The organism is Limnohabitans sp. 2KL-17, from assembly GCF_003063415.1.
Taxonomy (GTDB): domain Bacteria; phylum Pseudomonadota; class Gammaproteobacteria; order Burkholderiales; family Burkholderiaceae_C; genus Limnohabitans_A.
This window is the reverse complement of the sequence record NZ_NESK01000022.1, coordinates 26,043-52,257: the sequence shown is the minus strand read 5'-3', so window position 1 is coordinate 52,257 and position 26,215 is coordinate 26,043. Positions and strand designations below refer to the sequence as shown.

Annotated in this window: 21 protein-coding genes and 1 pseudogene; 10 read left to right on the top strand and 12 right to left on the bottom strand. The window is 59.2% G+C overall.

The window, feature by feature from the left end:
- Positions 1 to 37: 37 nt before the first annotated feature.
- The 6 genes from B9Z45_RS12185 to B9Z45_RS12160 form a co-directional block, all read right to left on the bottom strand.
- Complete coding sequence (locus tag B9Z45_RS12185) at positions 38 to 1,252, bottom strand: integrase arm-type DNA-binding domain-containing protein (RefSeq protein ID WP_108407491.1); 1,215 nt, start codon at positions 1,250 to 1,252, stop codon at positions 38 to 40.
- Between the two features lie 141 nt (positions 1,253 to 1,393).
- Positions 1,394 to 2,347, bottom strand: a complete 954-nt coding sequence (locus B9Z45_RS12180; RefSeq protein ID WP_108407490.1) for a cyanophycinase — start codon at positions 2,345 to 2,347, stop codon at positions 1,394 to 1,396.
- Between the two features lie 151 nt (positions 2,348 to 2,498).
- Positions 2,499 to 3,878, bottom strand: coding sequence for a TolC family outer membrane protein (locus tag B9Z45_RS12175; protein WP_233252187.1), 1,380 nt, complete (start codon positions 3,876 to 3,878; stop codon positions 2,499 to 2,501).
- A 20-nt stretch (positions 3,879 to 3,898) separates the two neighbouring features.
- Entirely contained in the window at positions 3,899 to 4,108 is a 210-nt protein-coding gene (locus B9Z45_RS12170) for a DUF2892 domain-containing protein (RefSeq protein WP_108407489.1), read from the bottom strand.
- A 27-nt stretch (positions 4,109 to 4,135) separates the two neighbouring features.
- Positions 4,136 to 7,360, bottom strand: a complete 3,225-nt coding sequence (locus B9Z45_RS12165) for an efflux RND transporter permease subunit (protein ID WP_108407488.1) — start codon at positions 7,358 to 7,360, stop codon at positions 4,136 to 4,138.
- Between the two features lie 11 nt (positions 7,361 to 7,371).
- Complete coding sequence (locus tag B9Z45_RS12160) at positions 7,372 to 8,427, bottom strand: efflux RND transporter periplasmic adaptor subunit (protein ID WP_108407487.1); 1,056 nt, start codon at positions 8,425 to 8,427, stop codon at positions 7,372 to 7,374.
- Positions 8,428 to 8,529: 102 nt separating this feature from the next.
- Here B9Z45_RS12160 and B9Z45_RS12155 point away from each other — a divergent pair, with 102 nt between their 5' ends.
- Complete coding sequence (locus tag B9Z45_RS12155) at positions 8,530 to 8,868, top strand: metalloregulator ArsR/SmtB family transcription factor (protein ID WP_108407486.1); 339 nt, start codon at positions 8,530 to 8,532, stop codon at positions 8,866 to 8,868.
- Between the two features lie 106 nt (positions 8,869 to 8,974).
- On the opposite strand, the gene B9Z45_RS12150 is transcribed toward B9Z45_RS12155, so the two are convergent.
- Positions 8,975 to 9,859, bottom strand: coding sequence for an MBL fold metallo-hydrolase (locus B9Z45_RS12150; RefSeq protein ID WP_108407485.1), 885 nt, complete (start codon positions 9,857 to 9,859; stop codon positions 8,975 to 8,977).
- Between the two features lie 167 nt (positions 9,860 to 10,026).
- Here B9Z45_RS12150 and B9Z45_RS12145 point away from each other — a divergent pair, with 167 nt between their 5' ends.
- On the top strand, positions 10,027 to 11,541 hold the full coding sequence (locus B9Z45_RS12145; RefSeq protein ID WP_108407484.1) for an acetyl-CoA hydrolase/transferase family protein: 1,515 nt from the start codon (positions 10,027 to 10,029) through the stop codon (positions 11,539 to 11,541).
- Between the two features lie 33 nt (positions 11,542 to 11,574).
- Positions 11,575 to 12,513: an ion transporter gene (locus tag B9Z45_RS12140; RefSeq protein ID WP_108407483.1), complete on the top strand. Its 939-nt coding sequence runs from the start codon at positions 11,575 to 11,577 to the stop codon at positions 12,511 to 12,513.
- A 46-nt stretch (positions 12,514 to 12,559) separates the two neighbouring features.
- On the opposite strand, the gene B9Z45_RS12135 is transcribed toward B9Z45_RS12140, so the two are convergent.
- A complete protein-coding gene (locus tag B9Z45_RS12135; RefSeq protein ID WP_108407482.1) occupies positions 12,560 to 14,194 on the bottom strand; it encodes an iron ABC transporter permease in 1,635 nt (544 codons plus the stop codon).
- Positions 14,195 to 14,348: 154 nt separating this feature from the next.
- Here B9Z45_RS12135 and B9Z45_RS12130 point away from each other — a divergent pair, with 154 nt between their 5' ends.
- The 7 genes and pseudogenes from B9Z45_RS12130 to B9Z45_RS12100 all read left to right on the top strand — a co-directional run bounded on the left by B9Z45_RS12130 (position 14,349) and on the right by B9Z45_RS12100 (position 20,541).
- Entirely contained in the window at positions 14,349 to 15,509 is a 1,161-nt protein-coding gene (locus tag B9Z45_RS12130; protein ID WP_108407481.1) for an ABC transporter ATP-binding protein, read from the top strand.
- Between the two features lie 209 nt (positions 15,510 to 15,718).
- A pseudogene (locus B9Z45_RS12125) lies at positions 15,719 to 16,897 on the top strand (GspE/PulE family protein); the annotation flags it as partial.
- The gene (locus B9Z45_RS12120; RefSeq protein ID WP_108407479.1) at positions 16,894 to 18,108 is read left to right on the top strand and encodes a type II secretion system F family protein; all 1,215 of its coding nucleotides are present in this window, start codon (positions 16,894 to 16,896) and stop codon (positions 18,106 to 18,108) included. The pseudogene B9Z45_RS12125 and the gene B9Z45_RS12120, both read left to right, overlap by 4 nt.
- Before the next feature lies 1 nt (position 18,109).
- Positions 18,110 to 18,931, top strand: a complete 822-nt coding sequence (locus B9Z45_RS12115; RefSeq protein ID WP_108407478.1) for an A24 family peptidase — start codon at positions 18,110 to 18,112, stop codon at positions 18,929 to 18,931.
- A 2-nt stretch (positions 18,932 to 18,933) separates the two neighbouring features.
- The gene (coaE, locus tag B9Z45_RS12110) at positions 18,934 to 19,551 is read left to right on the top strand and encodes a dephospho-CoA kinase (RefSeq protein ID WP_108407477.1); all 618 of its coding nucleotides are present in this window, start codon (positions 18,934 to 18,936) and stop codon (positions 19,549 to 19,551) included.
- Between the two features lie 22 nt (positions 19,552 to 19,573).
- Positions 19,574 to 20,329 carry a cell division protein ZapD gene (gene zapD, locus B9Z45_RS12105; protein ID WP_108407476.1) on the top strand — a complete coding sequence of 252 codons (756 nt, stop codon included), beginning with the start codon at positions 19,574 to 19,576 and terminating at the stop codon, positions 20,327 to 20,329.
- Complete coding sequence (locus B9Z45_RS12100) at positions 20,326 to 20,541, top strand: DNA gyrase inhibitor YacG (protein WP_108407475.1); 216 nt, start codon at positions 20,326 to 20,328, stop codon at positions 20,539 to 20,541. The genes zapD and B9Z45_RS12100 overlap by 4 nt, the downstream gene beginning before the upstream one ends.
- Positions 20,542 to 20,585: 44 nt before the next feature.
- Here B9Z45_RS12100 and B9Z45_RS12095 read toward each other — a convergent pair whose 3' ends face one another.
- From B9Z45_RS12095 to secA, 4 genes are all read right to left on the bottom strand, one after another.
- Positions 20,586 to 21,068 carry an NUDIX domain-containing protein gene (locus B9Z45_RS12095; RefSeq protein WP_108407474.1) on the bottom strand — a complete coding sequence of 161 codons (483 nt, stop codon included), beginning with the start codon at positions 21,066 to 21,068 and terminating at the stop codon, positions 20,586 to 20,588.
- Positions 21,065 to 21,955, bottom strand: a complete 891-nt coding sequence (locus tag B9Z45_RS12090) for an ATP-binding protein (RefSeq protein ID WP_108407473.1) — start codon at positions 21,953 to 21,955, stop codon at positions 21,065 to 21,067. The genes B9Z45_RS12095 and B9Z45_RS12090 overlap by 4 nt, the downstream gene beginning before the upstream one ends.
- On the bottom strand, positions 21,952 to 23,181 hold the full coding sequence (gene argJ / locus B9Z45_RS12085; RefSeq protein WP_108407472.1) for a bifunctional glutamate N-acetyltransferase/amino-acid acetyltransferase ArgJ: 1,230 nt from the start codon (positions 23,179 to 23,181) through the stop codon (positions 21,952 to 21,954). The genes B9Z45_RS12090 and argJ overlap by 4 nt, the downstream gene beginning before the upstream one ends.
- 84 nt (positions 23,182 to 23,265) lie before the next feature.
- A complete protein-coding gene (secA, locus tag B9Z45_RS12080; RefSeq protein WP_108407521.1) occupies positions 23,266 to 26,013 on the bottom strand; it encodes a preprotein translocase subunit SecA in 2,748 nt (915 codons plus the stop codon).
- Positions 26,014 to 26,215 lie beyond the last annotated feature (202 nt).

Sequence of the window (26,215 nt, the reverse complement as noted above, 5' to 3'; positions counted from 1 at the left end):
GGGTGTCTCGCAAAGCGCGGGGCCGGGCTGGGTCAGATCATGCGGCCCTGTGCGTGGCCAGGTCGATCACTTCGGCCCCCTTTGCCCTTTGGTCCAGGTAGTCAGCCCACCATTGCAGCAAGTCGGCCCGGTCTTTCATGTAGGTGGATCGGTGGTAAGCCGCCCGCACCTGATCGCGTTCTTTGTGGGCTAGCTGGCGCTCGATCACATCGCGCAGGCTTCGATCATGCTCGTTCATCACCGTGGAAAACAGCGCCCGGAACCCGTGCGCCGTGGCCGTGTTTTTGTAACCCATGCGGGCCAATGCTGAATTGAACGTGTTTTCACTCAGGGGCTTTGAAGGGTAGAAGGGCGAAGGGAAAACCAATTCCCTGTCACCGCTGATCGGGCGCATTGTTTCCAGCACTTGCAGGGCTTGGCGTGACAGCGGAACCCTGTGTTCTTCGCGCATTTTCATTCGGTCGGCGGGGATGATCCAAAGGGATTCGGCTGGGTGAAACTCGCTCCAACGTGCGCCCCGCACTTCACCCGGGCGGGTGGTGGTCAGCAGCAGCAGGCGCAGGGCTTGCACCGTGTTGGTGTCGCCTTGGTAGGCGTTCAGCTTCACCAGGAACCCGGACAGGTCACGGTCAGACAGCGCGGCCCTGTGCTTCACTTCGCGGGGTTTGAGTATCTCGCCGGGCATCAGGTCGAGCATGGGGTTAGCCTCGATTCGCTCATGGGTCACGGCCCATCGGTAAACCTGTTTGATCCGTTGCAGCACCCGGGCCGCTTGATCGCCAGCGCCCCGGGCCTCGATCTTTTGAACCGCCTTCATAACCTCGCTCGGGCGAATGCTGGCGAGCGGGCGGGCACCCAGCGCGGGGAATATGTCGGTTTCAAGCGAAGCCAAAACCCGGGCCTTGGTTGCAGGCTCCCAGCGGGTTGACTGGTGAGCCATCCAGTCAGCGGCCACCGCCTGCAAGGTGTTGGCCGTTTCAAAAACGGTTTGCGCCTTCGCGGCCTTTTTGGTTTCGCCGGGATCGTCACCGGCTTGCCGCAGCTTGCGGGCCGCTTCGGCTTTTTCCCGGGCATCTTTCAGGCTTACAGCCGGGTACACCCCAAAGGCCAGGCGCTTTTCTTTGCCGCCGTGCCGGTACTTCATGCGCCAGTACTTGCCGCCCGCTGGGGTCAGTTCCAGGTAAAGCCCTGCACCGTCAGCATGTTTGCCCGGCTGGGTCAGGGTCCGTAGCTTCGCATCGGTCAGTTTCATGGGGGGTATCCTTCGCAGTGTGGGGGCACATTTGGGGGCACATTTGACCACAGCGAAAAACAAACCCTTATTCCATGTGGGTTAGCGGACTAAATTCGAGGACTGTCGGGGCACCAGCTGATCGTTTCTTACTCGCTTGGCTCATCCCCGCATCGGCCCCTCGGCCACCAGGCGCTGGATGGCGCGACGCAATGCTGCCGAACTTGATCTCAGGCCAACAGAGTTAACACTGTAGCGATGGCCCGCAGGCAGCACGTGCAATTGCACGCCAAGCATTTCAATCTGCTCCAGGGGGTCCAATTCGTTCACATTCGATCGCATGTCCGATGGGTCAATCAAGGTCACGGTGCCTTTTCCGATCACTTCAAAGGCTTCGCCCTTCTCGACGACCAACGCGGTGTCTTCATCGATGCCGACTCCCAGCAAATCAGGTCGAATCGCCAAAGTCGACAAAAGGCGAGACAGACGTCTTCGCTCTGAAAAGTGCTGATCCACGACCGCCTGCGACAGCAAACCCAGACCGATATCGGTCTCCACGGCTTCCTTGCTCGGCCTGAGCACCGCCGGTCCTTGGGCGATCATGTGCCGGGACATGACCGCTGCACCTGCACTGGTGCCACCAATGCAGCAGCGGTTCAGATAAAAAGACTGGTGCAGCGATTGGTACGCAGGGGTATCCCACAAGGCGTCCATCAATTTGGACTGGTCACCGCCGCTCATGAAAATACCATCGGCTTGCAAGATATCGGACTGCAATGGCTGCGCGTAGGCACTGTCGCGGTCATCGAGTGCAAGCCGCTCAACATCTTCGACACCCAGCGATTTGAAAACCTGTTGGTAACTTTTCCAGACACCCTGCGTGTCACCGCTGGCGGCGGTGATGACACGGATTCGGGCCTGACTGCCTCCACAGTAATCGACGAACTTGCGCAAAATGATGCGATCCTGTAATCGGTCTTCTGCACCACCAACGATCACCAAGCGGGATATCTTGCGGCTTTGAGCCAAGACAGGCAAACCCATTGTGGCGACTGCCAAGCCGATGCCAGCCCCCACAGTTACTGCCATGCCTTCTAAAAAATGTCTTCGTTTCATGGTTTAACTCTACGCCATGAGCCGAACTGGTGCGGTGAAGGAACTCGTTCAGCTGTTTGAAATGCCGCTTGTACGCTGTTACAGGTCTGCCGCGAAACCCATGGCCAGGGCCATGGCTCTCTGGATCAGCATGAAAGATTTTGCGTTGGGGTCAATTTTTTAGTGCGGCATTGACCGCTTCGAGTTGCTGCAGCCCCAGCTGCCCAGCCATTGCATCCAGACGCAATTGCGCCATCAAGGTGTCGATCTGCGCCTGCAGCCACGACCATTCGGCGGCACTGGCATCGTTTTGAGCGTTCAGCAAATCGAGCGTGGTGCGGTCCCCCACCTGACGGCCCAGCTGGGTCGATGCCAAGCGGGCCTGGCTGGCCGTTCGGGCCGCATTCAGCGCGGCCAAGCGGGCCTGGCCACTGTGCACGGCCAGCCAGGCGGCGCGTGTCATCTGGCTGACCTGCTGACGACTCCGCGCCAATTCAGCGAGGGCTTTGTCATGCAGGTGCATGGCCTCTTGCAACCTGGCACTGCGCATCCCGCCGGAATAAAGCGGCACATTCAGCATCACGTCCACCATCTGCTGGCTTTGCGTGTTGCTGGCCACACCAAAATCACCCGAACCGCTGAGCCGATCTCGCGAGGCTTGCGCCACCAAGTCAAGCGTGGGCGAAGCGGATGCACGGTGTTTGTCAATTTCAAACTGCGCGGCTGTGGCCTGGGCTTGCTGCAGCTTGAGCATGGGGTTGTTTTGTTCGGCCCGTTGCAGCCAGATGGCGACAGGCTCTGCAGCCATGGCCACACCCGGGCGACTGGGCGCTTGCAGCGTCAACATCTGAATTGGCAAGCCGGTCACTTCGGCCAACACTTGACGGGCCATGTCCAGATCGTTGCCCGCTGCAATAGCCTGAGCCCCCAGGGCCTGCGCGCGCGCCTGGGCCTCGTGGGTGTCCGTTACCGGCGCGTCTCCCAAAGCAAATCGGTCTTTCGCCTCGGTCAGGGCTTTGTCGACCGCTTGCTGCTGTTGCAGCAACAGCACCAGCCGGCGTTCGGCCTGCACCACGTCAAAGTAGCGCTTTGTGGTCAGCAGCATCCAGTCTTGCTGCGCCAGTTGCCATTCGTGCTCGCTGGCCTGCGCCGCCATGCCAAGCTGGGCGCTTTGGGCGCGGCGCTCCGGGTTGTACAGCGCCTGTTTGGCATTCAGGGCCCAGCGGGTGGCGTTGCCACCGTGGATTGAAGTGCCGAAAGAAGCACCACTGACCGGCGCAGAACCCGGCATCGCAAATTGCGCGCCATTCATCTGGCTTTGCGCATTGGACCAACCGCCAGTGGCGCTCAGGCCCAGGTTCGGTCGCCACAAGGCAGCGGCCTGTTCATGCCGAGTGGCCCCTGCCGCTCGGCTGGCCTGGTTGACGGCCCCTTGCGGGTCATGCTGGCGAGCAGCCTCCCAGACTTGCAGCAGGTCAGTGGCACTGGCGGCCGTCGCGCAGATGGCCAGTACAGTGCCGGCAAGCAGCATGCGTGAAATCATCATGTTCATCCCAAACTGCTGTGGCTGAATCAGGCGCCAGGCTGCACGCCCAATTTGCGCAAGATGGACTCCATCAAGCACCAGTTGGTCAGCGCGCTTTGCAACAGGTTGGCACCCACAAAAGCAGTGAACGCCAGCCACCATTGACTGACAAAAATGGGGCTGCCCTGGACGCCCAACGCCAGCGATACAAGGATAAAGGTGCCTGCTACCAAACGAACGATTTGCCATGTTTTCATGCTATTTCTCCTGAGGGTTGATAAAACTTATTGCGCAGGCTCGAACTTGCGGCGGTAAGCCGCGTAGTAGAGCGTGGGGATCACGACCAGTGTGAGGATGGTCGATACAAAGATGCCAAAGATCAGCGAAATGGCCAGTCCATTGAAGATCGGGTCATCAAGGATGAAGAAGGCGCCCAGCATGGCCGCGCCACCGGTCAGCATGATGGGCTGGGCGCGTGTGATGGCCGACTGCACGATGGCTTGCTTGAACGGCATGCCGGCTTTGACCTGCAGGTTGATGAAGTCCACCAACAAGATGGAATTGCGCACGATGATGCCGGCCAATGCAATCATCCCGATCATGCTGGTTGCGGTGTACTGCGACTGCAACAAGGCGTGGCCAGGCATGACGCCGATGATGGTCAATGGTATCGGCGCCATGATGATCAGTGGCGTGAGGTAAGAGCCAAACTGGGCCACCACCAGCAGGTAAATCAGCACCAGACCCACCGCATAGGCAGCCCCCATATCGCGGAAAGTCTCGTAGGTGATCTGCCATTCACCATCCCACTTGATGGCGTAACCGCGCCAAGCGTCGGCAGGCTGGGCAATGAAATACTCACCCAAGGCCTTGCCATCGGGTGTCTGGATTTTTGCAATGGCGCTGCGCATCTGGAACATGCCGTACAACGGGCTGTCCAGCTTGCCCGCCATGTCGGCGGTGACAAAGTTCACGGCCAGCAAATCCTTGTGGATCACGGGCTGCTCGCGCTCACTGTCGGTGATTGTGACCAGCTCGCGGATCGGCACCAATTTGCCCGAAGCGCCACGCACGGTCAGTTGCAGCAAGGCCGACAAATCACCATGCCGCTCAGCGGGCAACTGGATCAAAGCAGCTGCAGGGTATTTGCTGCCATCGTGCAAATAGGTTGCGGCTTCACCGGCCAGCCCCGCACGCAAAGTGGTCACGATGGCCTGCTGGGAAATACCCAAGGCAGCCGCCTTGCGACGGTCCACCAGCAACAGCATGCGCGGTGCAGTCGCAATGCTGCTGTCATCGACGTCCACCACGCTGTCGGTCTTTTCAAAGACGGCGCGCACGGCCTTGGCCACGCTGCGCCTGCCTTCGGCATCAGGGCCATAAATTTCAGCCACGATGGGCGCCAGAACCGGTGGGCCAGGCGGCATCTCCACCACTTTGACGTTGGCACCCCAGCGCTGACCAATGGCCTGCAGTTCAGGGCGCAACCGTGTGGCAATGGCGTGACTTTGCGCTTTGCGCTGGTCCTTTTCCACCAACTTGACCTGGATGTCACCCACCTCGCCGCCAGCGCGAAGGTAGTACTGACGCACCAAGCCGTTGAAGTTGATGGGCGAGGACGTACCGGCATACGACTGGTAATCGGTCACCTCGGCTTGCTGGGCCAGGTGCGCACCCAGTTCGCGCAGGACAGCCGCAGTGTCTTCAACGGGCGTGCCCACAGGCATGTCCACCATCACCTGGAACTCTGATTTATTGTCGAATGGCAGCATTTTCAAGAGGACCAAGCCGGTCGCAGGCAAGACCAGCGAGATGGCGATCAAACCAGCAATTCCCAGGCCCAACAATTTGCGGTTTCGGCCGCCGCATTGGTTGTGCAGCAGCGGCTCAAACACCCGCTCAAACAAGGGACCCAGTTTTGCGGTCAAGCCTTTGGGCGTGGCGTGTGCAGCAGACGCATGACCCTGCGATGGCTTCATCCAGGCACGCGCCAGCCAAGGTGTGACCACCAGGGCAATCGCCAGCGACAGCAACATGCCCATGCTGGCGTTGATCGGAATAGGGCTCATGTAAGGGCCCATCAAACCGCTCACAAAGGCCATCGGCAAGAGTGCCGCGATCACAGTGAGTGTGGCCAAAATCGTGGGGCCACCGATTTCATCGACAGCACCAGGAATGATTTCAGTGAGCGTTTTTTCTGGATACAACTGCTGGTGGCGGTGGATGTTTTCCACCACCACAATCGCATCGTCCACCAAAATACCAATGGAAAAAATCAGTGCAAAAAGCGATACGCGGTTGAGTGTAAAACCCCAGGCCCAGGACGCAAAAAGCGTGACGGTCAAAGTCAGGATGACGGCCGTGCCCACAATGGCGGCTTCGCGTTTGCCCAAGGCAATGAACACCAACGCCACGACAGACGCCGTGGCAAACAACAATTTTTGAATCAGCTTTTGTGCCTTGTCGTTGGCCGTGGCGCCGTAGTTGCGGGTCTCGGCCACTTCGACGTCGTCGGGAATCACCGTGCCACGCAATGCCGCCACGCGCGCCATCACGGCGTTGGCCACATCGATGGCGTTTTCGCCGGGCTTTTTGGTGATGGTCAAAGTCACGGCGGGGTATTCACCACCACCCGCCTTTTTGCCCAATCCGTGCGTCACGTAGCGTGCGGCAGGCAAAGGGCCCTCTTCGACCTTGGCCACATCTTTAACGAACACCGGGCGGCCTTCGCGCACGCCCAGTACCAGATCTGCCACATCACTGGCTTGCGACAAAAACGGGCCAGCCTCTATGGCAACGCTCTTGTTGCCCACAATCAACTCGCCCACTGGCAAGCCCATGTTGGCGGACTGCAAGGCCATGCGCATGTCTTGCACCGTGACGCCAAAACCGGCCATGCGCTCGGGATCAATCTGCACCAGCACGGCGCGATCCGGGCCACCGATGGTCTGCACATCCTGCGTGCCTTTGACGCGCTTGATGTCAACCTCCATGCTGTGCGCCACGCGCTCCAGGTTGTAGGCACTGCTGTCCTCGTTCTTGCTGAACAGTGTCAGCGTGACGATGGGCACATCGTCCACTCCCCTGGGTTTGATCAAGGGCTCCATCACACCCAGCCCTTTGGGCAGCCAGTCGGCGTTGTTTCGGAGGGTGTCGTGCAAACGCACCAAGGCCTCGGTTCGTGGCACACCGACCTTGAACTGAACCGTCAGGATGGCCATGCCGGGGCGAGAAACCGACATAACGTGTTCCACGCCCGTGATCTTCGACAACACCTGCTCGGCCGGAATGGCCACCATCTGCTCCACATCGCGCACGGCAGCACCTGGAAACGGCACCAGCACATTGGCCATGGTCACATTGATCTGAGGCTCTTCCTCTCGGGGCGTCACCATCACCGCAAAAACACCCAGTAGCAATGCCACCAAGGCCAACAGTGGCGTGATCTGCGCGCTTTGAAAAAGGGCCGCAATGCGCCCCGAAATGCTCAAGGATTTTGATTCAGACATTAACGGATCCTTCAGCGTGCAGCGCCAGCCAATTGCGGCTCAGCAGCCACCTGGTCGCCATTGCGCAGACCACTCAACACCTCGACCCGATCGCCCAAGGTTTGGCCCAGGCGCACCTGGCGCAAACCGGGCTTGCCCTGGGCATTGAGGACGTAAACACCTGTCATCTCTGCGCGTCGGACGATGGCAGTGCTGGGCAAATACACACGCTCCACACCTGCCTTGCCCGACATCACACCTTGCAGCCATACCCTTGCAAACAAGCCTGGTGCCAGCCCTTCAATGCCTGTGGGCAGGCTCAGACGGATCTGGCCGGTATGGGTCACCGGGTCCACCGCGGGCAACACCTGCACCTGTTTGGGTTCATGTGGGCTCGTGTGACCCGCCACACCCGGGAGTTCATAACGAATCGACTTTTGCTGTGAAGTGACCGTGGCCAGCAGTGCCTGGGGAACTGCAGCCGTCACACGCAGTGCGGATGGGTCGTGCATGGTCAACAAGGCTCGGCCAGGCATGGCCATGTCGCCCAATGTCACCTGCAAATCGCTCACCACACCGGCGTAGGGTGCATTCACCACAAAAAAACCCGATTGTGTTTGTGCCACCTGGGTTTGCGCTTGCAAAGCCTTCACCTGAGACTGGGCGGCATCCCATTGGGCTTGTGCACGGTCGAAGGCGGCCTGGCTGATGTATTGCTTTTGCAGCAATTGTTTTTGACGCTCCAACTCCTTGCCGGCCACCACCAGGTTGGCTTGCGCTGCATCGACCTGTGCACTCGAGCCGACCACGTTTTGCTGTGCCGCGCGGGCATCGATGCGCAAGAGTTCTTGCCCTGCCTTGACGCGATCACCCGCTTTGACATGCAAAGCCACCACCGCACCGGCCACTTGGGTGGACAAGGTGGTTTGGCGAACAGCCTCCACCACGCCGTCCAGGCTGGTTTCACCCTGAACCATGCCCCCAAGCTGCACTGTGATCACCTTCAAAGGTGCCGCATCAGCAGCCAAAGCAGTGGCATGAAAGCAAAGTGATGCCAAAGTGGCCAGGGTCAGCAGGGTAATTCGCATTGTCATTTTTTGCCTAACATCGTTATTTGCTTATTTAACTGATTGATAAATTAACGAATGATACAATGAAAACAGTCGAACAGCCGAAAAGACAGGACCCCCATGAAACAATTACCCGATGAAGCATTGGCAGAGGTCGCTTCCTATTTCCAGGCACTGGCCGAACCCACGCGACTGCAAATACTCAACATCCTGCGATCCGGCGAACGTAATGTGGGCGAGCTGGCCCAGCTGTGCGGCTTCACCGCGGCCAACGTGTCCCGGCACCTGGCCTTGATGACCCAGCACGGGCTGGTCGAGCGGGAAAGCCGTGGCACCAGCGCTTACTTCCGCATCGCCGACCCTTCGATCTTTGAGCTGTGCGACCTGGTCTGCGGCAACATCGCCCGCCAGATGGAAAAGTCCGCCGAACGCCGCGCTGCTTTCAAAACACTGCCTTGAGCGTGTCAGCCTAATTTGAGGGGGGCAGCAGGTCGGTGCGCTGAACCACCAGACCTTGGGTCATGGTTAGTTTTCGCTGTTTGCGGTTATCCGCACACGGGTTTGCTTAGAGCATATTCAGGGGAATCTTGAGGTAAGACACGCCATTGGCCTCAGGCGGTGGCAACTCGCCTGCTCTGATGTTGATCTGCACTGCGGGCAAGATCAGCACAGGCATGGCCAAAGTCGCATCCCGGGTGGAGCGCATGCTCACAAAATCGGCTTCGCCGATGCCGTCTTTCAGGTGAATATTGGCAGTGCGCTGCTCGGCGACCGTGCTTTCAAACTGGACAGCGCGGCCCTCAGGCGGGTAGTCGTGACACATGTACAAGCGGGTTTCGGGTGGCAGGCTCAAAATTTTGTGCACCGAGGCATACAAGGTTTTTGCATCACCGCCCGGAAAATCGCAACGCGCCGAGCCGACATCGGGCATGAATAAGGTATCACCCACAAACACCGCGTCACCCACCTGGTAGGCCATGCAGGCCGGGGTATGACCAGGCACCGACAAAGTCTGGATGCGCAAGTTGCCCAAATCCAGGCTTTCACCATCGGCGATCAAATGGTCAAACTGGCGGCCATCGACCGCAAAGTCAGGCGCCAGATTGAAGATGCCCTTAAAGACTTTTTGCACTGCCGTGATGTTGGCACCAATGGCCGTTTTGCCACCCAAGCGGGCTTTCAGGTAGGGGGCCGCGCTCAGGTGGTCGGCGTGGGCGTGGGTTTCCAAAATCCAGGCCACCTGCAGACCATGAGCAAGCACATAGTCCACCACTTTGTCTGCGCAGGATGTGCAAGTGCGGCCCGACTTGGGGTCGTAGTCGAGCACCGAATCGATGATGGCGCAGGCGGTGCCCTCTTGGGCATGGACCACATAGGTCACCGTCCAGGTGCCGGGGTCAAAAATGCCATGAACCACGGGCTTGACAGGTGTTGGGTCGGGCTTGTGCATGAAAACCGTCCTTGTGAATGCGTTGAACTGGTTGGGCCTGAACCCCAATATATTAGAAAACGCTGATGAAGTTGGTCTGTGAAAATTAATGCCCCGGGCTGTCTTGGCGCAAAGACAAGATCAATTCAGCGGGGCATATTGATCGGTTTTCTCCCTGAAAATCCCCCATGCCACTCGCCGCCCGCATCCAGAACGCCACATTGCATGCCAAGGTGATGACCGCAGAACAGGCCGCCGAGTTGATTCCGGTGGGCGCCAACGTGGGCATGAGCGGTTTTACCGGGGCCGGTTACCCCAAAGCGGTGCCACAAGCCCTGGCAGCCAGGCTGGCCGCCCTGCACGCAGCAGGTCAAACGGATGCGCGCATTGGTTTGTGGACCGGCGCCTCCACCGCACCCGAGCTGGACGGTGCTCTGGCCCAGGCACGGGGCATCGAGATGCGGCTGCCCTACCAGTCAGACCCCACCTGCCGCAAGCTGATCAACGCCGGGCAAATGCTCTACACCGACATGCACTTGTCGCATGTGGCACAGGCGGCGTGGTTTGGCTTTCTGGGCAAACTGGATGTGGCCGTGGTCGAGGTGGTGGGCATCTTGCCCGATGGCCGATTGATTCCTTCCACCTCGGTGGGCAACAACAAGACATGGCTGGACCAGGCCGACAAGATCATTCTGGAAGTCAACCTGCACCAAAACCCCGCGCTTGAAGGCATGCACGACATCTACGAGGGCACCCATTTGCCGCCGCACCGACTGCCCATCCCGCTGGTCAGGGCCAGTGACCGCATCGGTTCGCCCTACCTCAAGTGCGACCCCACCAAAGTGATCGCAGTGGTCGTCACCGACCAGCCTGACCGCAATTCGGCGTTTGACGCGCCCAGCGAGGTGTCGGCCAAAATCGCGGCGCACATCCTGGACTTTCTGACGCACGAAGTAAAAGCCGGCAGACTGCCTAAGGCATTGCTGCCGCTCCAATCGGGTGTGGGCAACACGGCCAACGCTGTGCTGGCCGGGATCAGCCAGGGACCGTTTGAAAATCTGACCGCATACACCGAAGTTTTGCAAGACGGCATGCTGGAGATGCTGCGCTCGGGCAAGCTGGCTTTTGCATCGGCCACCGCTCTGTCGCTCAGCCCCGAGGCTTCGGCCGAGTTCAACGGCAACATCGATTTTTATCGGCAGCGCATTTTGCTGCGGCCCCAAGAGATCAGCAACCACCCTGAGCTGGTTCGTCGCTTGGGCGTGATTGCCATGAACGCCATGATCGAAGCCGACCTGTACGGCAACGTGAACTCCACCCACATCATGGGCTCCAGCATCATGAACGGCATCGGCGGATCGGGCGACTTTGCGCGCAATGCCTACCTGTCTTTTTTCATGAGTCCCTCAGTGGCCAAGGGCGGCAAGATCTCGTGCATCGTGCCCATGGTGTCGCACCACGACCACACCGAGCACGATGTGCAGGTCATCGTGACTGAGCAAGGCTTGGCCGACCTGCGCGGTTTGGCTCCGACACAACGGGCCAGGCAAATCGTAGCGCGTTGCGCTCACCCTTCGTTTCGCCCGCAATTGCTGGACTACATGGAACGAGCCTGGCAAAGCGGTGCGGGCAAACACACGCCGCACCTGCTGGACGAGTCATTGAGCTGGCACAGCCGCTACCTCAAGACCGGAAAAATGTAAAAGCTGCCCACCATTCCTGTCTAAGATGCGCACATGAATGCGCACCATCCACTGAGACACAGGCTGTTCCTGATCCTCGAACTCAAAAGCCACAAAGACAAGAAAACCGCTTGGGTTTTTTCATGGGTTCTGACCTTGGTGGTCTTGCTCAACATCGTGGCTGTGGTTCTGGAATCGGTGCCCTCGATCGAGCAGCAATACGGCCGGGCTTTGGCACTGTTTGATTCGTTTTCGGTGTTGTTTTTCAGTGTGGAATACCTGCTGCGCATCTGGACGGCAGCCGAAATGAAAAAAAGCGCGCAGTCCAGTGCGAATCGCCGCCGCCTGGGCTACATGTTGAGCTTTCACGGCTTGGTGGACTTGCTGGCGATCTTGCCCTTCTTTTTGCAGTCCTTGGTACCCGGACTGGATTTGCGCTTTTTGCGTGTCATCCGGGTCATGCGCATTTTGAAGTTGTCGCATTACTCGACAGCGCTGGAGGATCTGATTGCCTCCATCTATGCAGAAAGAGACGCTTTCATCTCGGCGCTTTACCTGCTGGCTTTGTCGATCCTCATCACCTCATGCCTGATGTATTTCGCAGAACACGACTTGCAGCCCGAAAAATTCGGCACCATCCCTGATGCCATGTGGTGGGCCATCATCACCATCACCACAGTGGGCTACGGCGATGTCACGCCCATCTCGGCCTGGGGAAAAGTGATCGGGGCCGTCACCGCACTGTCGGGGGTTTTCACGGTGGCTTTGCTGACCGGTATCGTGGCATCGGCCTTTGCCACGCGCGTGCGGACCCAGGAAATTGAATTCACCACCGAGGTGGAAGAAGTCCTCAAAGACGGGCGCATGCGCGCCCAGGAGCAGCGAACCATCGAACACTTGCGCCGGGAATTCAGCCTAACCGAAGACCACGCACAAGCCATCGTTCGGCAGATCATCGAAGAGCAATCTCTGTACGACAAAAAGCCAGACTGAATCCGCGCCCCCTATCTTGTCTGTCCCCTGCCACCAGGGCGGGCTTTCAGGATGCCGGTTGACGCAAGGTCCGGCTGAGCAAAATCACCGGGATCAAGCCCACCAGCACCAAGGCCAGTGATGGCAAAGCCGCCTCCCCCAGTCGCTCGTCGCGCGCCAGTTGGTAGGCCACCACCGCCAGTGTGTCGCTGTTGAATGGGCGCAGCACCATCGTGGCGGGCAACTCTTTCATCACGTCGACAAACACCAGCAGCATGGCGGCCAGGGTGGTGCGCTGGAGCAAGGGGGCGTGCACACGGCGCATCAGGCCCCAACCGGTAACGCCCAGCATGCGGGCGGAATCGTCCAGACTGACCGGAATGCGGGCATAGCCGCTTTGAACGGACTGCAACGCCACAGCGCAAAATCGCACCAAATAGGCCCAGACCAGTCCCAATGAAGTGGCTGTGATCCAAGCCCCTGCAGATGATTCTGGCCAAGTCTGCTGAATCCAGCCGACAGGCAACAACAAGCCCACCACCACCACCGCGCCAGGAATGGCGTAACCCAGACCCACCAGTTGGATGGCACCCTGGCTGATGCGGTCGTCCCGGGTACGCACGCTGAAGGCCAGCGCCAGCGCCACCCCCACAGCCAGCAAAGCGGTCACCGCCCCAAGGCGCAAGCTGGTGAAGGCCCATTGTCCAAAGCGCTCCCAGGGCAGCTCGGTGGTCTCGCCTGCCAAAGCCCGCAACATGATGAGCACCGGCAGCACAAAACCCAGCAGCACGGGCACACTGCAAACACCCCATGCCATCCAGCGGTGAGCGCCACGCAACGCTACGGGTTGTGCCTCGGCAGAGCTTTGGCGCGAACCACGACTTTGATTGAAGCGCAGGCGCTTTTGCGCGCGCTGCTCCAGCTGAAGCAACACCACCACGACAGCCAGCAAAACCGTGGCGAGTTGAGCCGCAGCGATGCGGTTATCCATGGACAGCCAGGCTTTGTAAATGCCCGCCGTGAAAGTCTGGATGCCGAAATAACTGGACACACCAAAGTCGGCCAGTGTTTCCATCAGCGCCAAAGCCACGCCAGCCGCAACAGCCGGGCGGGCCAGTGGCAAGGCGATTTCTCGAATGCGGCGGGAAAGCGGTGCGCCCAACAGCCGGGCTGCCTCCATCAGGCCAGCTGCCCTTTCCACCAAAGCGGTTCGGGCCAGCAAATACACATAGGGGTAGAGCGACAGGGTGAACACCAGCGCCGCCCCCCAGACACTGCGCACATCCGGCCACAAGCGACCTTGCAAGCCCAGCCCTTCGCGCAAAGCCACCTGCAAGGGCCCGCTGAACTGCAAAAAATCGGTGTAGGCATAGGCCACCACATAAGCCGGCATGGCCAGTGGCAAAAGCAGCAGCCACTCAAAAATGCCTCGCCCCGGAAAATCAAACAACGTGACCAGCACGGCAGTGGCCAAGCCCAAGACCGTCACGCCAACCGCCACCATGAGGCACAAACCCAGCGTGGTCAGGGCGTAATCGGGCAGCACGGTGTGGCCCATTTCCTGCAAGATGTCTGCGCTTTGGCCGCTCCACTGCAGCCATGAGCCCAGCACAGCCAGAACCGGCAAGGCCAATGCCAAAGCCAACAAGGCGTAAACCAGTGAGGAAAGACGCGACAAAGGTCGGGTCAAAGTGCGCAGCATCAAAAGCAGACCTCTGAATGAAGCGCTTATTGTAGGAGCCCGCCCCTGGGCCTGAACCTTTGCACACCATGGTCGCCATAAATCACGCACCAAAGCACAGGCTTGCAAAAAAGCGGCTCATCGGGGCTTGGGCAACCTGCCTACAATCAGAACCATGTTTTTAGAGTTGAGCCAACTGGACGTCCAATACCCTGGCAATCCCTCGCCCGCTGTGCGCGGGGTCAACCTGGGGTTGAGTGCGGGTGACATTGGCGTTTTGATCGGCCCGTCTGGCTGCGGAAAAACCACCTTGCTGCGTGCCGTGGCCGGGTTGGAGCCCGTGACCGGCGGCAAAATTTTGCTGTCCAACCGCGTGGTGAGCGAAGTGGGGCACACCGAACCTGCAGAAAGCCGTCGCATTGGCATGGTGTTTCAGGACTATGCGCTGTTTCCGCACATGGACGTCGGGCGCAATGTGGGTTTTGGCTTGGCACACCTGCCAAAGAACGAACAGCGCCAACGCGTACAAGACGTGCTGGCGCTGGTGGGTTTGGGGGGTGCCGAAAACCGCTACCCGCATGAGCTCTCGGGGGGCCAGCAGCAACGCGTGGCACTGGCCCGTGCCCTGGCGCCGAAGCCTGATTTGCTGCTGCTCGACGAGCCTTTCTCCAACCTGGACATCGACTTGCGCGAACGCCTGGCTCAAGAGGTGCGCAGCATCCTCAAAGCGGCCAACGCCACCGCCCTGCTGGTCACACACGACCAGCTTGAAGCTTTTGCCATTGGCGATGTGATCGGCGTGATGAACGAAGGCCAGTTGCACCAGTGGGACGATGCCTACAGCCTCTACCACCGCCCGGCCACCCGTTTTGTGGCCGACTTCATCGGGCATGGTGTCTTCACCCCAGCCACTTTGCGGGAAGTAAATGGGCACATTTTGGTGAGTACGGCCGTTGGCGAGCTGACCGATGTGGCCGAATGCCCATTGCCCTGTGCGTTTGAAGGCGGCGAATGCGATGTGCTGCTGCGCGCCGACGACATCGTGCACGACGACCATGCCCCCGTGAAGGCCGAGATCATCCGCAAAGCCTTTCGCGGCTCGGAGTTTTTGTACACCCTGCGGCTGGCCAGTGGTGAGTTGCTGATGGCCCATGTGCCCAGCCACCACGACCACAAGCTGGGTGAATGGATAGGTATCCGCGCCGAGGTGGACCATGTGGTCACCTTCAACCGAGCCTGCGCCCTGAACCAACGGGCGCTTTGCCAGATGCCCTGCGCCAAGGCCGAAGCCTGCGAGCACGCCGACCCGAAATACCAACCGGTCAAGTTCATTTAAAACCAGGCCATTGCTTGCGCGGCATTCGAGGTGGCGACCCCAAAGCCCCCAGCCGAGGCCTGGTCACGGCGCCCCCGGGACCCTTGGCCCCTGCTCTGCATTTACAAAGGGGCAATTTCGGCTCATGATGTGTTTTCAAAAAAAGAAAACCAAATAGCTCATGGAGGCCTATGCAAAACTCCCTTGGTCCCCAGTCCAGGCCCGGTGCCATCGATGACGCACCCGTCGTTCATCTTGTGCAGCAGCTCCTGGAGCAGGCCGTGGAACTCAAAGCCTCTGATTTGCACTTTGAGCCCTATGAAAAACATTACAGGGTGCGCATGCGCGTCGACGGTGAACTGCGCGATGTGGCCACCCCGCCCATGGCACTGAAAGACAGACTGTCCTCGCGCATCAAGGTCCTCTCCAGGCTGGACATTGCCGAAAAGCGTTTGCCACAAGACGGTCGCATGAAGCTGAAATTGCTCAGTGGCCGTGAGCTGGACTTGCGTGTGAGTACTTTGCCCACCTTGTTTGGCGAAAAACTCGTGATTCGGGTTCTCGATTCAGCGCAAGCACAGCTCGACTTGACCCAACTGGGTTATGAGCCTGAAGACCTGGCTCGCCTGGTCGAGGCCATTCACCGTCCCCATGGCATGGTGCTGGTGACAGGTCCCACCGGGTCGGGCAAAACACAATCGCTTTATGCCTGCCTGAACCTGCTCAACACGGCAGAAGTGAACATCGCCACGGTGGAAGACCCCTGCGAAATCCAGCTGCAAGGCATCAACCAGGTGAATGTGCAAGACAAACCCGGCCTGACATTTGCCATCGCTTTGCGTGCTTTTTTACGCCAAGACCCGGACATCCTGATGGTCGGCGAGGTGCGCGACCTGGAAACAGCGAACATCGCCATTCAGGCTGCACAGACTGGCCATCTGGTGTTGTCCACCCTGCACACCAACGATGCGCCCAGCACCCTGGTGCGTTTGCGCAACATGGGAACAGCCGCTTACAACATTGCAGCCAGCGTGACACTGGTCACCGCCCAACGCTTGGTGCGCTGCCTGTGTCCGCATTGCAAAAAGCGTGTGGCTTTGCCTTCCGATGTTTTGCTGAAGGCGGGCCTGCCTCCCGACTGCATCACGGCAGACACGGTCGAGGCTTTCAGCCCTGTGGGCTGTTCGCATTGCCACAAGGGGTTTTCTGGACGCACCGGTATTTTTCAGGTCATGCCCGTGAGCACAGACATGCAGCACCTGATTCTGCGTGAGGCAGGCAATCTGGAATTGACACAACAAGCCCAACGAGAAGGTGTGGGCACTTTGCGGCTGGCGGGTCTGCGTAAAGTGCTGAAAGGCATCACCTCACTCGATGAAGTCTTGGCCTCGACCCGGTACGGCGCATGAACAAGCCCGACCTACAAAACCCAAGCCCTGCTTTTAGATGGCAGGGCCGCGATGAACAAGGCCGCCCTGTGCAAGGGCGCCTGAATGCCCTTGATGCCGGGCTGGCCCGCGCCCAATTGCGCAGGCAGGGCGTGCAATATGTGCGACTGCAGCGCTTGTGGTGGGAACTTCCGCTACAAGTTAGACCCCGCGAACTGTCCCTCATGACCCGGCAGTTGGCTGCACTGCTGCGTGCCGGCGTGCCCCTGTTGCAAGCGCTGGACATGCTGACACGCAGCCTGCCTTTGGGGGCTCTCGTCGAGATCGTCCAGGCGGTACAAAACGATGTGGCTTCCGGCATGGCCTTGCACGAGGCTTTGACGCGCCATCCAACCCACTTCACCGGGCTGTATACCAGCATGGTGCAAGCGGGCGAGTCAGCTGGCATTCTGGACAGCATGATGGAGCGCTTGGCCCACACCTTGGAGAAAAACGAGGGCCTGCGCTCACGATTGCGTTCTGCCCTGATGTACCCCAGTGCGGTGCTGGGTGTCGCCACCGCTGTGTTGGTGCTGATTTTGGTGTTTGTCGTGCCGGTGTTCGAGGATGTGTTCAAGTCATTTGGGGCCGACTTGCCATGGGCCACGCAAATGGTGGTGGCCTTGAGCAACGGATTGAGTGCGTCAGGGCCACTGGTGATGGCGGGCCTTGTGCTGGGGATCTGGTTTTGGCAACGCCCCCAGGCTGCCCAGGCCAAGTTCAAAACAATGAAGGACCGTTGGCTGCTCAAACTGCCCTTGCTGGGGCCGCTCATCGGCACGGCTGTGGTGGCGCGCTGGGCCCAGACCTTGTCGGCATTGCTGGCAGCAGGTGTGCCCTTGGCAGAGGCCTTGGGGCCTGTGTCACAAGCCTGCGATCACGCGATTTTCGAGCGTGTGACCCTGCAATTGCAAAGGCAGGTGGCACAGGGCAGTCGTTTGAGCGAGAGCATGGTCCAAAGTGGGCGATTCCCATCCATGATCGTGCAGCTGTGTGCCACCGGGGAAGAGACTGGCGCCCTGGACAATTTGCTGGCGCGGGCTGGTGGCTTGATGGAAACCGAACTGGACGATCGGGTGAATGGCTTGTCGAGTTTGCTCGAGCCCTTGATCATTGTTGTGCTGGGCGGCCTGATTGGCGGTATTCTTGTGGCCATGTATTTACCAATTTTTCGCCTGGGTCAGGTTTTCTGAAATGGTCAACGATTCAATCATGTGGAGTGGGGTGGTGGCCCTGGGTTTGGTGGTGGGCAGTTTTCTGAACGTGGTCATTCACCGCCTGCCACGCATGCTGGAGGCGCAATGGGCCGATGCAGAGTCCGGCGCCGGCCTGCCGCCACCCAAGCCTTACAACATCGCCGTTCCCAGGTCTCACTGCCCACATTGCGGTCATACCCTGTCATGGGTTGAAAATATTCCCGTGTTCAGCTACCTAGGGCTCAAAGGCCGTTGCCGACAATGTCAGGCCCCGATTGGCTGGCGTTACCCCGCCATCGAGCTGTTCACCGCAGTCTTGTTTGCCTGGAGCTTTTACCGATACGGCCTGAGCGGCACCGCCTTGGCCTGGGCAGGCTTTGCGGCAGCCTTGGTGACGCTCGCAGCCATTGATGCGGACACCCGTTTGCTGCCCGATGCCATCACTCAACCTTTGGTGTGGTCGGGTTTGTTGGCGGCTACCTTGGGGCTGAGTCACATCAGTTTGAGCACGGCCATTTGGGGTGCCGTAGCGGGCTACCTGTTTTTGTGGTCTGTCTATTGGCTGTTCAAGGGGGTCACAGGCAAAGAGGGCATGGGCCAAGGCGACTTCAAACTGCTGGCGGCAATGGGGGCTTGGCTGGGCTGGCCTGCACTGCTGTCACTGGTTCTGATCGCATCCCTCACTGGCATTGCCGGTGGACTCTGGCTGCGCATGCGTCAGCGCATGCCTGAAGACGGCTATATTCCGTTTGGCCCCTTTTTGGCCTTGGCCGGTTTGTGGGTGATGGCCTTTGGCCACCTGCCCTGGATGCCTTTTTAACCATGAACTCTCAGCGTATTTGGCGCATCGGCCTGACCGGTGGCATAGGCAGCGGCAAAAGCACCGTGGCAGGCATGCTGGCAGCCCGCGGCGCTGCAGTGATCGACGCTGACGCGATTTCGCGCAACTTGACCGCCCCGGGCGGGCGTGCCACTGCCCAGATAAGCCAGGTCTTTGGATCGCACATGGTCGATGCTGATGGCGCCATGGATCGGCAAGCCATGCGCGCGCTGATCGTCAACAATGCGGATGCCAAAAAACAGCTCGAAGCCATCATTCACCCCCTGGTCAGCCTGATCACCGCTGAACAAGCGCAGGCAGCACTGCAAAGCGGTCAGAACTGCCTGGTGTTTGATGTGCCACTGCTGGTGGAGTCGGGCGAGCGCTGGCGCAGGCAGCTTGACCGGGTGGTTGTGGTCGACTGTGATGCCCCTACGCAAAAACAAAGGGTCATGGCCCGCAGTGGTTTGGCGCCAGAGGAAATTGACCGCATCATCGCTTTACAAGCCAGCAGAACCCAACGACTGGCCTGTGCCGATGTGGTGATCTACAACCAAGGCTTGCGTCTGGCCGAATTAGAGGCCCAAGTGGCTCAAGTGGCCTCTGACTTCGGGCTATGATGGCGGACTTGGAAGAAGCCGCGTGATACTGTACGAATACCCTTTTAACGAACGCATCCGCACCTACCTGCGCTTGCAACAACTGTTCAACCGCCTGGGCCTGTTGATGGCCCGTTCTGAGGCGGTCGACCATCATTTCGCGCTGACCACTTTGTTCGAAATCATCGAAGTGGCATCGCGCTCAGAGCTTAAGTCGGACGTCCTGAAAGACCTGGAACGCCAAAAGCAGCTGTACAACGGCTACCGCGGCAACCCGGCCATCTCCGAAAAAGCCCTCGACGGACTGATCGCCCAACTGGATGGGCACTTTGAGTCGCTCAACCAGGTCAGCGGGAAAATTGGCCAAAGCCTCAATGACAACGACTTCCTGATGGCCTTGCGCAGCCGCGCTGTCATCCCTGGCGGCACTTGTGAATTTGATCTGCCCGCCTATTACGCCTGGCAGCACCACGAGGCAAGCAGCCGAGCCAACGACTTGGCGCAGTGGGTCGCACCTTTTGCGCCTTTGGCCAAAGCCATTCAGTTGCTGCTGCAAATGCTGCGTGAATCCGGCAGCAGCCAAAAAGTCATGGCCACAGCCGGGCAACTGCAACAAAACCTGCCCCAGGGACGTACGTTTCAGCTGCTGCGCCTGAAGATTGATCCAGCCCTGGGCATCACCCCCGAAATCAGCTGCAACCGACTGTTGGTGGTCATCCGGATGATGCGCCAGCAAAGCGATGGCAAATTGGTGGCGACCACCGGTGATGTGCCCTTCGAGATGTCTTTGTGCGCATGAGCGACGCCAACCAGCCTGAAGCCTTCAAACCCCGCAAAGTGCGATGCCCAGCCTGCGCGGGCCTGAGTCTTTACAGCCGCCACAACCCTTATCGCCCATTTTGCAGCGCCCGTTGCAAAGGCGTCGACCTGGGCGCCTGGGCCAGCGAAGAATTCAAACTGCCCGACGAAACGCCCCCGGATGAGCCTTTTGGCGATCCGCGCCTTCAATAGGCCCTTGCAACAGGCCACTGCAACAGGCCTTCATCTTTCGGGTTTCAGGCGTGCGTGGCACCCGTGAAATCCTGCTCCTCGGCCAACCAAGCCAGCACCGGAATCGTGCCGGGCAAAACAGGCACCACCGCGACGGGCAAAGTCTGCCATGCGTGTGATTGGCCCTCGCGCATTTGTAAAGTACCTTGCCAATCGCACACTTTGCAAAAGTGCAAACGCACCAGAGCGTGCGGGTAATCGACCATCTGGGTTTTCCAGACCTGCGCCTGGCCGATCGTGATACCTAACTCTTCATGCAATTCCCGGCGCAAGGCTTGCTCGACCGACTCACCCACTTCGAGTTTGCCACCCGGAAATTCCCAATAGCCTGCGTAGACCTTGCCCTCAGGGCGAGAAGTCAGCAAAAACTGCCCATCGGCTTGCAGCAATACCCCGACCGCCACATCGACCACAGCACGTTCGGCCTGGCCTGGGCTCAGTGCTTCGCGCTGGCGATCGCCGTCGGCCACCAACAGACCTGCACTCATGCAAGGCCCGATTCGCGTCCCATCATGTCGCGTGCAAACTGGTAGGCGACCCGACCGCTGCGCGAACCACGCTCCAGAGCCCACAACAAGGCGTCAGGGCGGGCTGCAGCAATTTGCGCGGGCGTGGCACCCATGGCGCTGAGCCACTGGCTGGCAATTTGCAGGTACTCGTCTTGCGAGAAAGGGTAGAAGCTGATCCAGAGGCCAAAGCGCTCGGACAGCGAGATTTTTTCCTCCACCCCTTCACCCGGGTGCACCTCACCATCGTCGGTGTGCTTGTAGGTGAGGTTTTCGCTCATGTATTGGGGCAAAAGATGGCGTCGGTTGCTGGTGGCATAGACCAGCACATTGGGGGTCGATGCCGCCACAGTGCCATCCAGAATGGACTTGAGGGCCTTGTAGCCTGGCTCACCGTCATCAAAGCTCAGGTCGTCGCAATACACAATGAACTTCTCATCGCGCCCGGCCACCACCTCGATGATGTCGGGCAAGTCGATCAGGTCTTCCTTGTCCACTTCAATCAGGCGCAGGCCCTGTGGGGCATAGGTGTTCAGGCAGGCCTTGATGAGGGAGGACTTGCCGGTACCGCGAGCGCCCGTCAACAGGACGTTATTGGCCGAGCGACCGTGCACAAATTGCTCGGTGTTACGTTGCAGTTTTTCTTTTTGGTCGTCAATTTCCTTCAGGTCATCCAGTGCCATGGGCGCCACGTGGCGCACTGGCTCCAGCACGCCATGGCCAGATGAGCGCTTGCGGTAGCGCCAGGCAATCGCCTGAGACCAATCGGGTGCTGACAGGGGTTGAGGCAGGACCGACTCGATGCGGTCCACCAATTGGCTGACTTTGGCCAGCAATTGATCGAGGGCTGAACTGGAAGAGGGTGTCATGAACGGTAATCCGCGTTGATGGTGACGTATTCGTGGCTCAGGTCGCAGGTCCAAACAGTGTCGCTGGCTGCACCACGGCCCAGGCCCACACGCACGGTGATCTCGCTGCCTTTCATGACGCGCTGACCGTCTTCTTCGCGGTATTCGGCGCGGCGTCCGCCCTTGGACACCACATGCACATCGTCCAGGAGCAACTCGATCAGGCCCTGGTCAAGGTCGTCAATGCCCGCATAACCCACCGCCGCCAAAATGCGCCCCAAATTGGGATCGCTGGCAAAAAAGGCGGTTTTCACCAAAGGCGAATGGGCAATCGCATACGCGACCTGCAGACACTCCTCGACTGTGCGACCGCCTTCCACCTGAACGGTGATGAACTTGGTGGCACCTTCGCCATCGCGCACGATGGCATGGGCCAGTTGGCGAGCCACTTGCATCAAGCCATTGACCAGCATTTTTCCGTCTGCACTGTCCAGCGATGTGATGGGGCTGTGACCCGCCTGGTGCGTGGCGATCAAGATGAACGAGTCGTTGGTCGAGGTGTCGCCATCGATGGTGATGCGGTTGAACGACCCATCGGCCAACTTTCTGGCCAGTTCAGGCAACAAAGCAGGATCGATGCACGCATCAGTGGCTATAAAACCCAGCATGGTGGCCATGTTCGGGCGGATCATGCCAGCACCCTTGCTGATGCCGGTGATGCTGACCGTTCGATCCCCCAATTGCACCTGCACGCTGGCCGCTTTGGGCACGGTGTCGGTGGTCATGATGCCCTCGGCGGCCTTGGCCCAGTGGGCGACTTGCGCATCGGACAACGCCGCAGGCAATCCGGCCACGATGCGGTCAACTGGCAGCGGCTCCATGATCACGCCCGTCGAAAACGGCAGGATCTGCTCGGCCGTGCAGTGCAGCAAGCTGGCCAGTGCCGCACAGGTCTGGTTCGCATGGGCCATGCCTGGCGCGCCGGTGCCCGCGTTGGCGTTGCCGGTGTTGATGACCAAGGCACGCACAGCGTGGCCTGCGGCCAGGTGCTGTCGGCACACCTGAACGGGCGCAGCACAAAATCGGTTGCGGGTGAACACGCCCGCCACACTGGTACCCGGGTCCAGCAAAAAAACCGTCAAGTCCTTGCGGTTGGCTTTGCGCACGCCGGCCTCGGCGATGCCGATCCGTACACCCGCGATCGGGCGCAATTGTGCGGGGTCCAGTGGTGGCAAATTCACAGGCATGGCGGTCCTTCGGAAAAACAGAAAATCGATTCAGGCCATCGACAAACAAAACGGGCCGAAGCCCGTTTCATGCGTGCAACAAACTCAGGCAAGTTTGCCGTGGCATTGTTTGAATTTTTTACCACTGCCGCAAGGGCACGGCTCATTGCGCCCCACAGGCCCCCAAGCTTTCTGCAGGCCGGCCAAATCAGCGGATACCGTTTGCGGCTGACCCGACTCATCAGGGGCGCTGTAGGTCACGTTGCTGATGTGCTCTGCGCGCTCTTCGATGTCCTGGGCCGCCTGTTCAATCTGATCACCCGAGTCGATGCGCACCGTCATCAGGGTGCGGGTGACCTCATTTTTGACGGCATCAAGCAACTGGCCAAACAACTCAAAGGCCTCGCGCTTGTATTCCTGCTTGGGCTGCTTTTGGGCATATCCACGCAAATGGATGCCCTGACGCAGGTAATCAAGCGCGCTCAGGTGTTCCCGCCAATGCGTGTCGATGCTTTGCAGCAACACCATGCGTTCAAACGATGTGAAGCTTTCAGCACCCACGCCATCGAGCTTCGCCTGGAAATGGGTGTTGGCTGCGGCCACCACCAGTTCCAGGATTTCTTCGTCGGTGATCGCGCTGGCAGCTTGCACTTTTTCGCTCAAAGGCAGGTCAAGCAACCACTCTTCAGCCAGCACCTTCTCGAGGCTGGTCAGGTCCCATTGCTCCTCGACCGATTCAGCGGGGACATACTGGCGAACCAGGTCTGTGAAACACCCTTCACGCAGGGCTGCGATCTGACTGTTCAGCTCCTTTGCATCCAGAATGTCATTGCGCTGCTGGTAGATCACCTTGCGCTGGTCGTTCGACACGTCGTCATATTCCAGCAATTGTTTTCGGACATCGAAATTGCGCGACTCCACTTTGCGCTGGGCGCTTTCGATGCTGCGCGTCACGATGCCTGCTTCGATGGCCTCGCCTTCGGGCATCTTCAGTCGATCCATGATGGCGCGCACGCGATCACCCGCAAAAATGCGCATGAGCGGGTCGTCCAGACTCAGGTAAAAGCGCGATGAACCGGGGTCACCCTGACGACCGGACCGACCACGCAACTGGTTGTCGATGCGTCGTGACTCGTGCCGCTCGGTGGCAATGATCCGCAGGCCGCCCAAAGACTTGACCTGCTCGTGCACAACTTTCCATTGCTCACGCAGTTCCGCCACGCGGGTCTGTCGCGCATCTTCAGGCAAGCTTTCATCGGCTTCAACCGCCTGGATATCTTTTTCGATGTTGCCACCCAACACAATGTCGGTGCCGCGACCCGCCATGTTGGTCGCAATCGTGATCATGCCGGGGCTGCCCGCTTGTGCCACGATGTCTGCCTCGCGGGCATGTTGCTTGGCGTTGAGGACCTGGTGCGGCAAATTGGCTTGCGTGAGCAACTGCGAAATCAACTCGGAGTTTTCAATCGACGTGGTGCCCACCAGCACGGGTTGTTTGCGCTCGTGGCATTCCCGAATATCCGCAATGGCGGCCGCATAGCGCTCTTGCGATGTCTTGTAGACACGATCAAGCTGGTCTTCACGCTGGCTTTTACGGTGCGGCGGAACGACCACGGTTTCCAGACCGTAAATTTCCTGAAACTCATACGCCTCGGTGTCGGCAGTCCCCGTCATGCCGCCCATCTTGTTGTACAAGCGGAAGTAATTTTGAAAGGTGATCGACGCCAGCGTCTGGTTCTCTGCCTGGATTTGCACACCCTCTTTGGCTTCCACCGCTTGGTGCAGGCCATCGCTCCAGCGGCGACCGGTCATCAAGCGCCCTGTGAACTCATCCACAATGACGATCTCGCCCTCCTGAACCACGTAGTGCTGGTCCCGGTGGTACAGATGCTGCGCTTTCAAAGCAGCGTTCAGGTGGTGCATCAGCGAGATGTTGGCAGGGTCATAGAGGCTGGCGCCTTCAGGAATCAGGCCCATTTGTGCCAGCACTGCTTCAGCCTTTTCGTGGCCTTGCTCGGTCAGGAAAATCTGGTGTGATTTTTCATCCAGCGTAAAGTCCCCAGGGGTGATGATGCCTTCACCGGTACGCGGATCAGCTTCGCCTTCTTGACGTGTGAGCAAAGGCACAACCTGCTTCATCGACAAGTAGGTGGCCGTGTGGTCTTCGGCCTGGCCGCTGATGATCAAAGGGGTACGGGCTTCGTCGATCAGGATCGAGTCGACCTCATCGATGATGGCGTAATTCAAGGGGCGCTGCACACGGTCATGGGCTTCGTAGACCATGTTGTCGCGCAGGTAGTCGAAACCGAATTCGTTGTTCGTGCCGTAGGTGATGTCCGAGTTGTAAGCCGCCTGCTTTTCTTCACGCGACATTTGCGCGAGGTTGATGCCGACAGACATGCCCAGGAAGTTGAAAAGCTTGCCCATCCAGCGGGCATCGCGGCTGGCCAGGTAATCGTTCACGGTGACGACGTGCAGGCCCTTACCAGCCAATGCATTCAGGTAAGCGGGCAATGTGGAGGTCAGGGTTTTGCCCTCGCCTGTTCGCATTTCGGCAATCTTGCCGTTGTGCAAGGCAATGCCACCAGACAGCTGGACATCGAAGTGCCGCATCTTCATGACCCGCTTGGAGCCTTCACGAACAACGGCAAAGGCTTCGGGCAGCAGGGCATCGAGTGTTTCACCGGCAGCAAACCGATCCCGGAAACTCTGGGTCTTGGCTCGCAATTCATCGTCGCTCAACGACTCCAGTCCGGCTTCCAGTGAATTGATACGCTCCACCGTTTTGCGGTATTGCTTGAGCAGGCGGTCGTTTCGGCTGCCAAAAATTTTAGTGAGGAATGGGATGGCCATGTCTGCAAGATCCATCCTCAGCCTCAGGCCGAAAACAGACCGTCTGTCCTGTCAAGTTAAAGGGTTCACGGAAAACCGGGCCAGCGGGGTGTTAAACACCGCCCCCAGCTGGCCGCCACAGGCGCCAGCCTAACTGGATGATTTTAGCCTCTGGAACAGCCTGTTTTGGGGGTCAGGTTTCAAGCCCTGTTCGCTGCCGGAT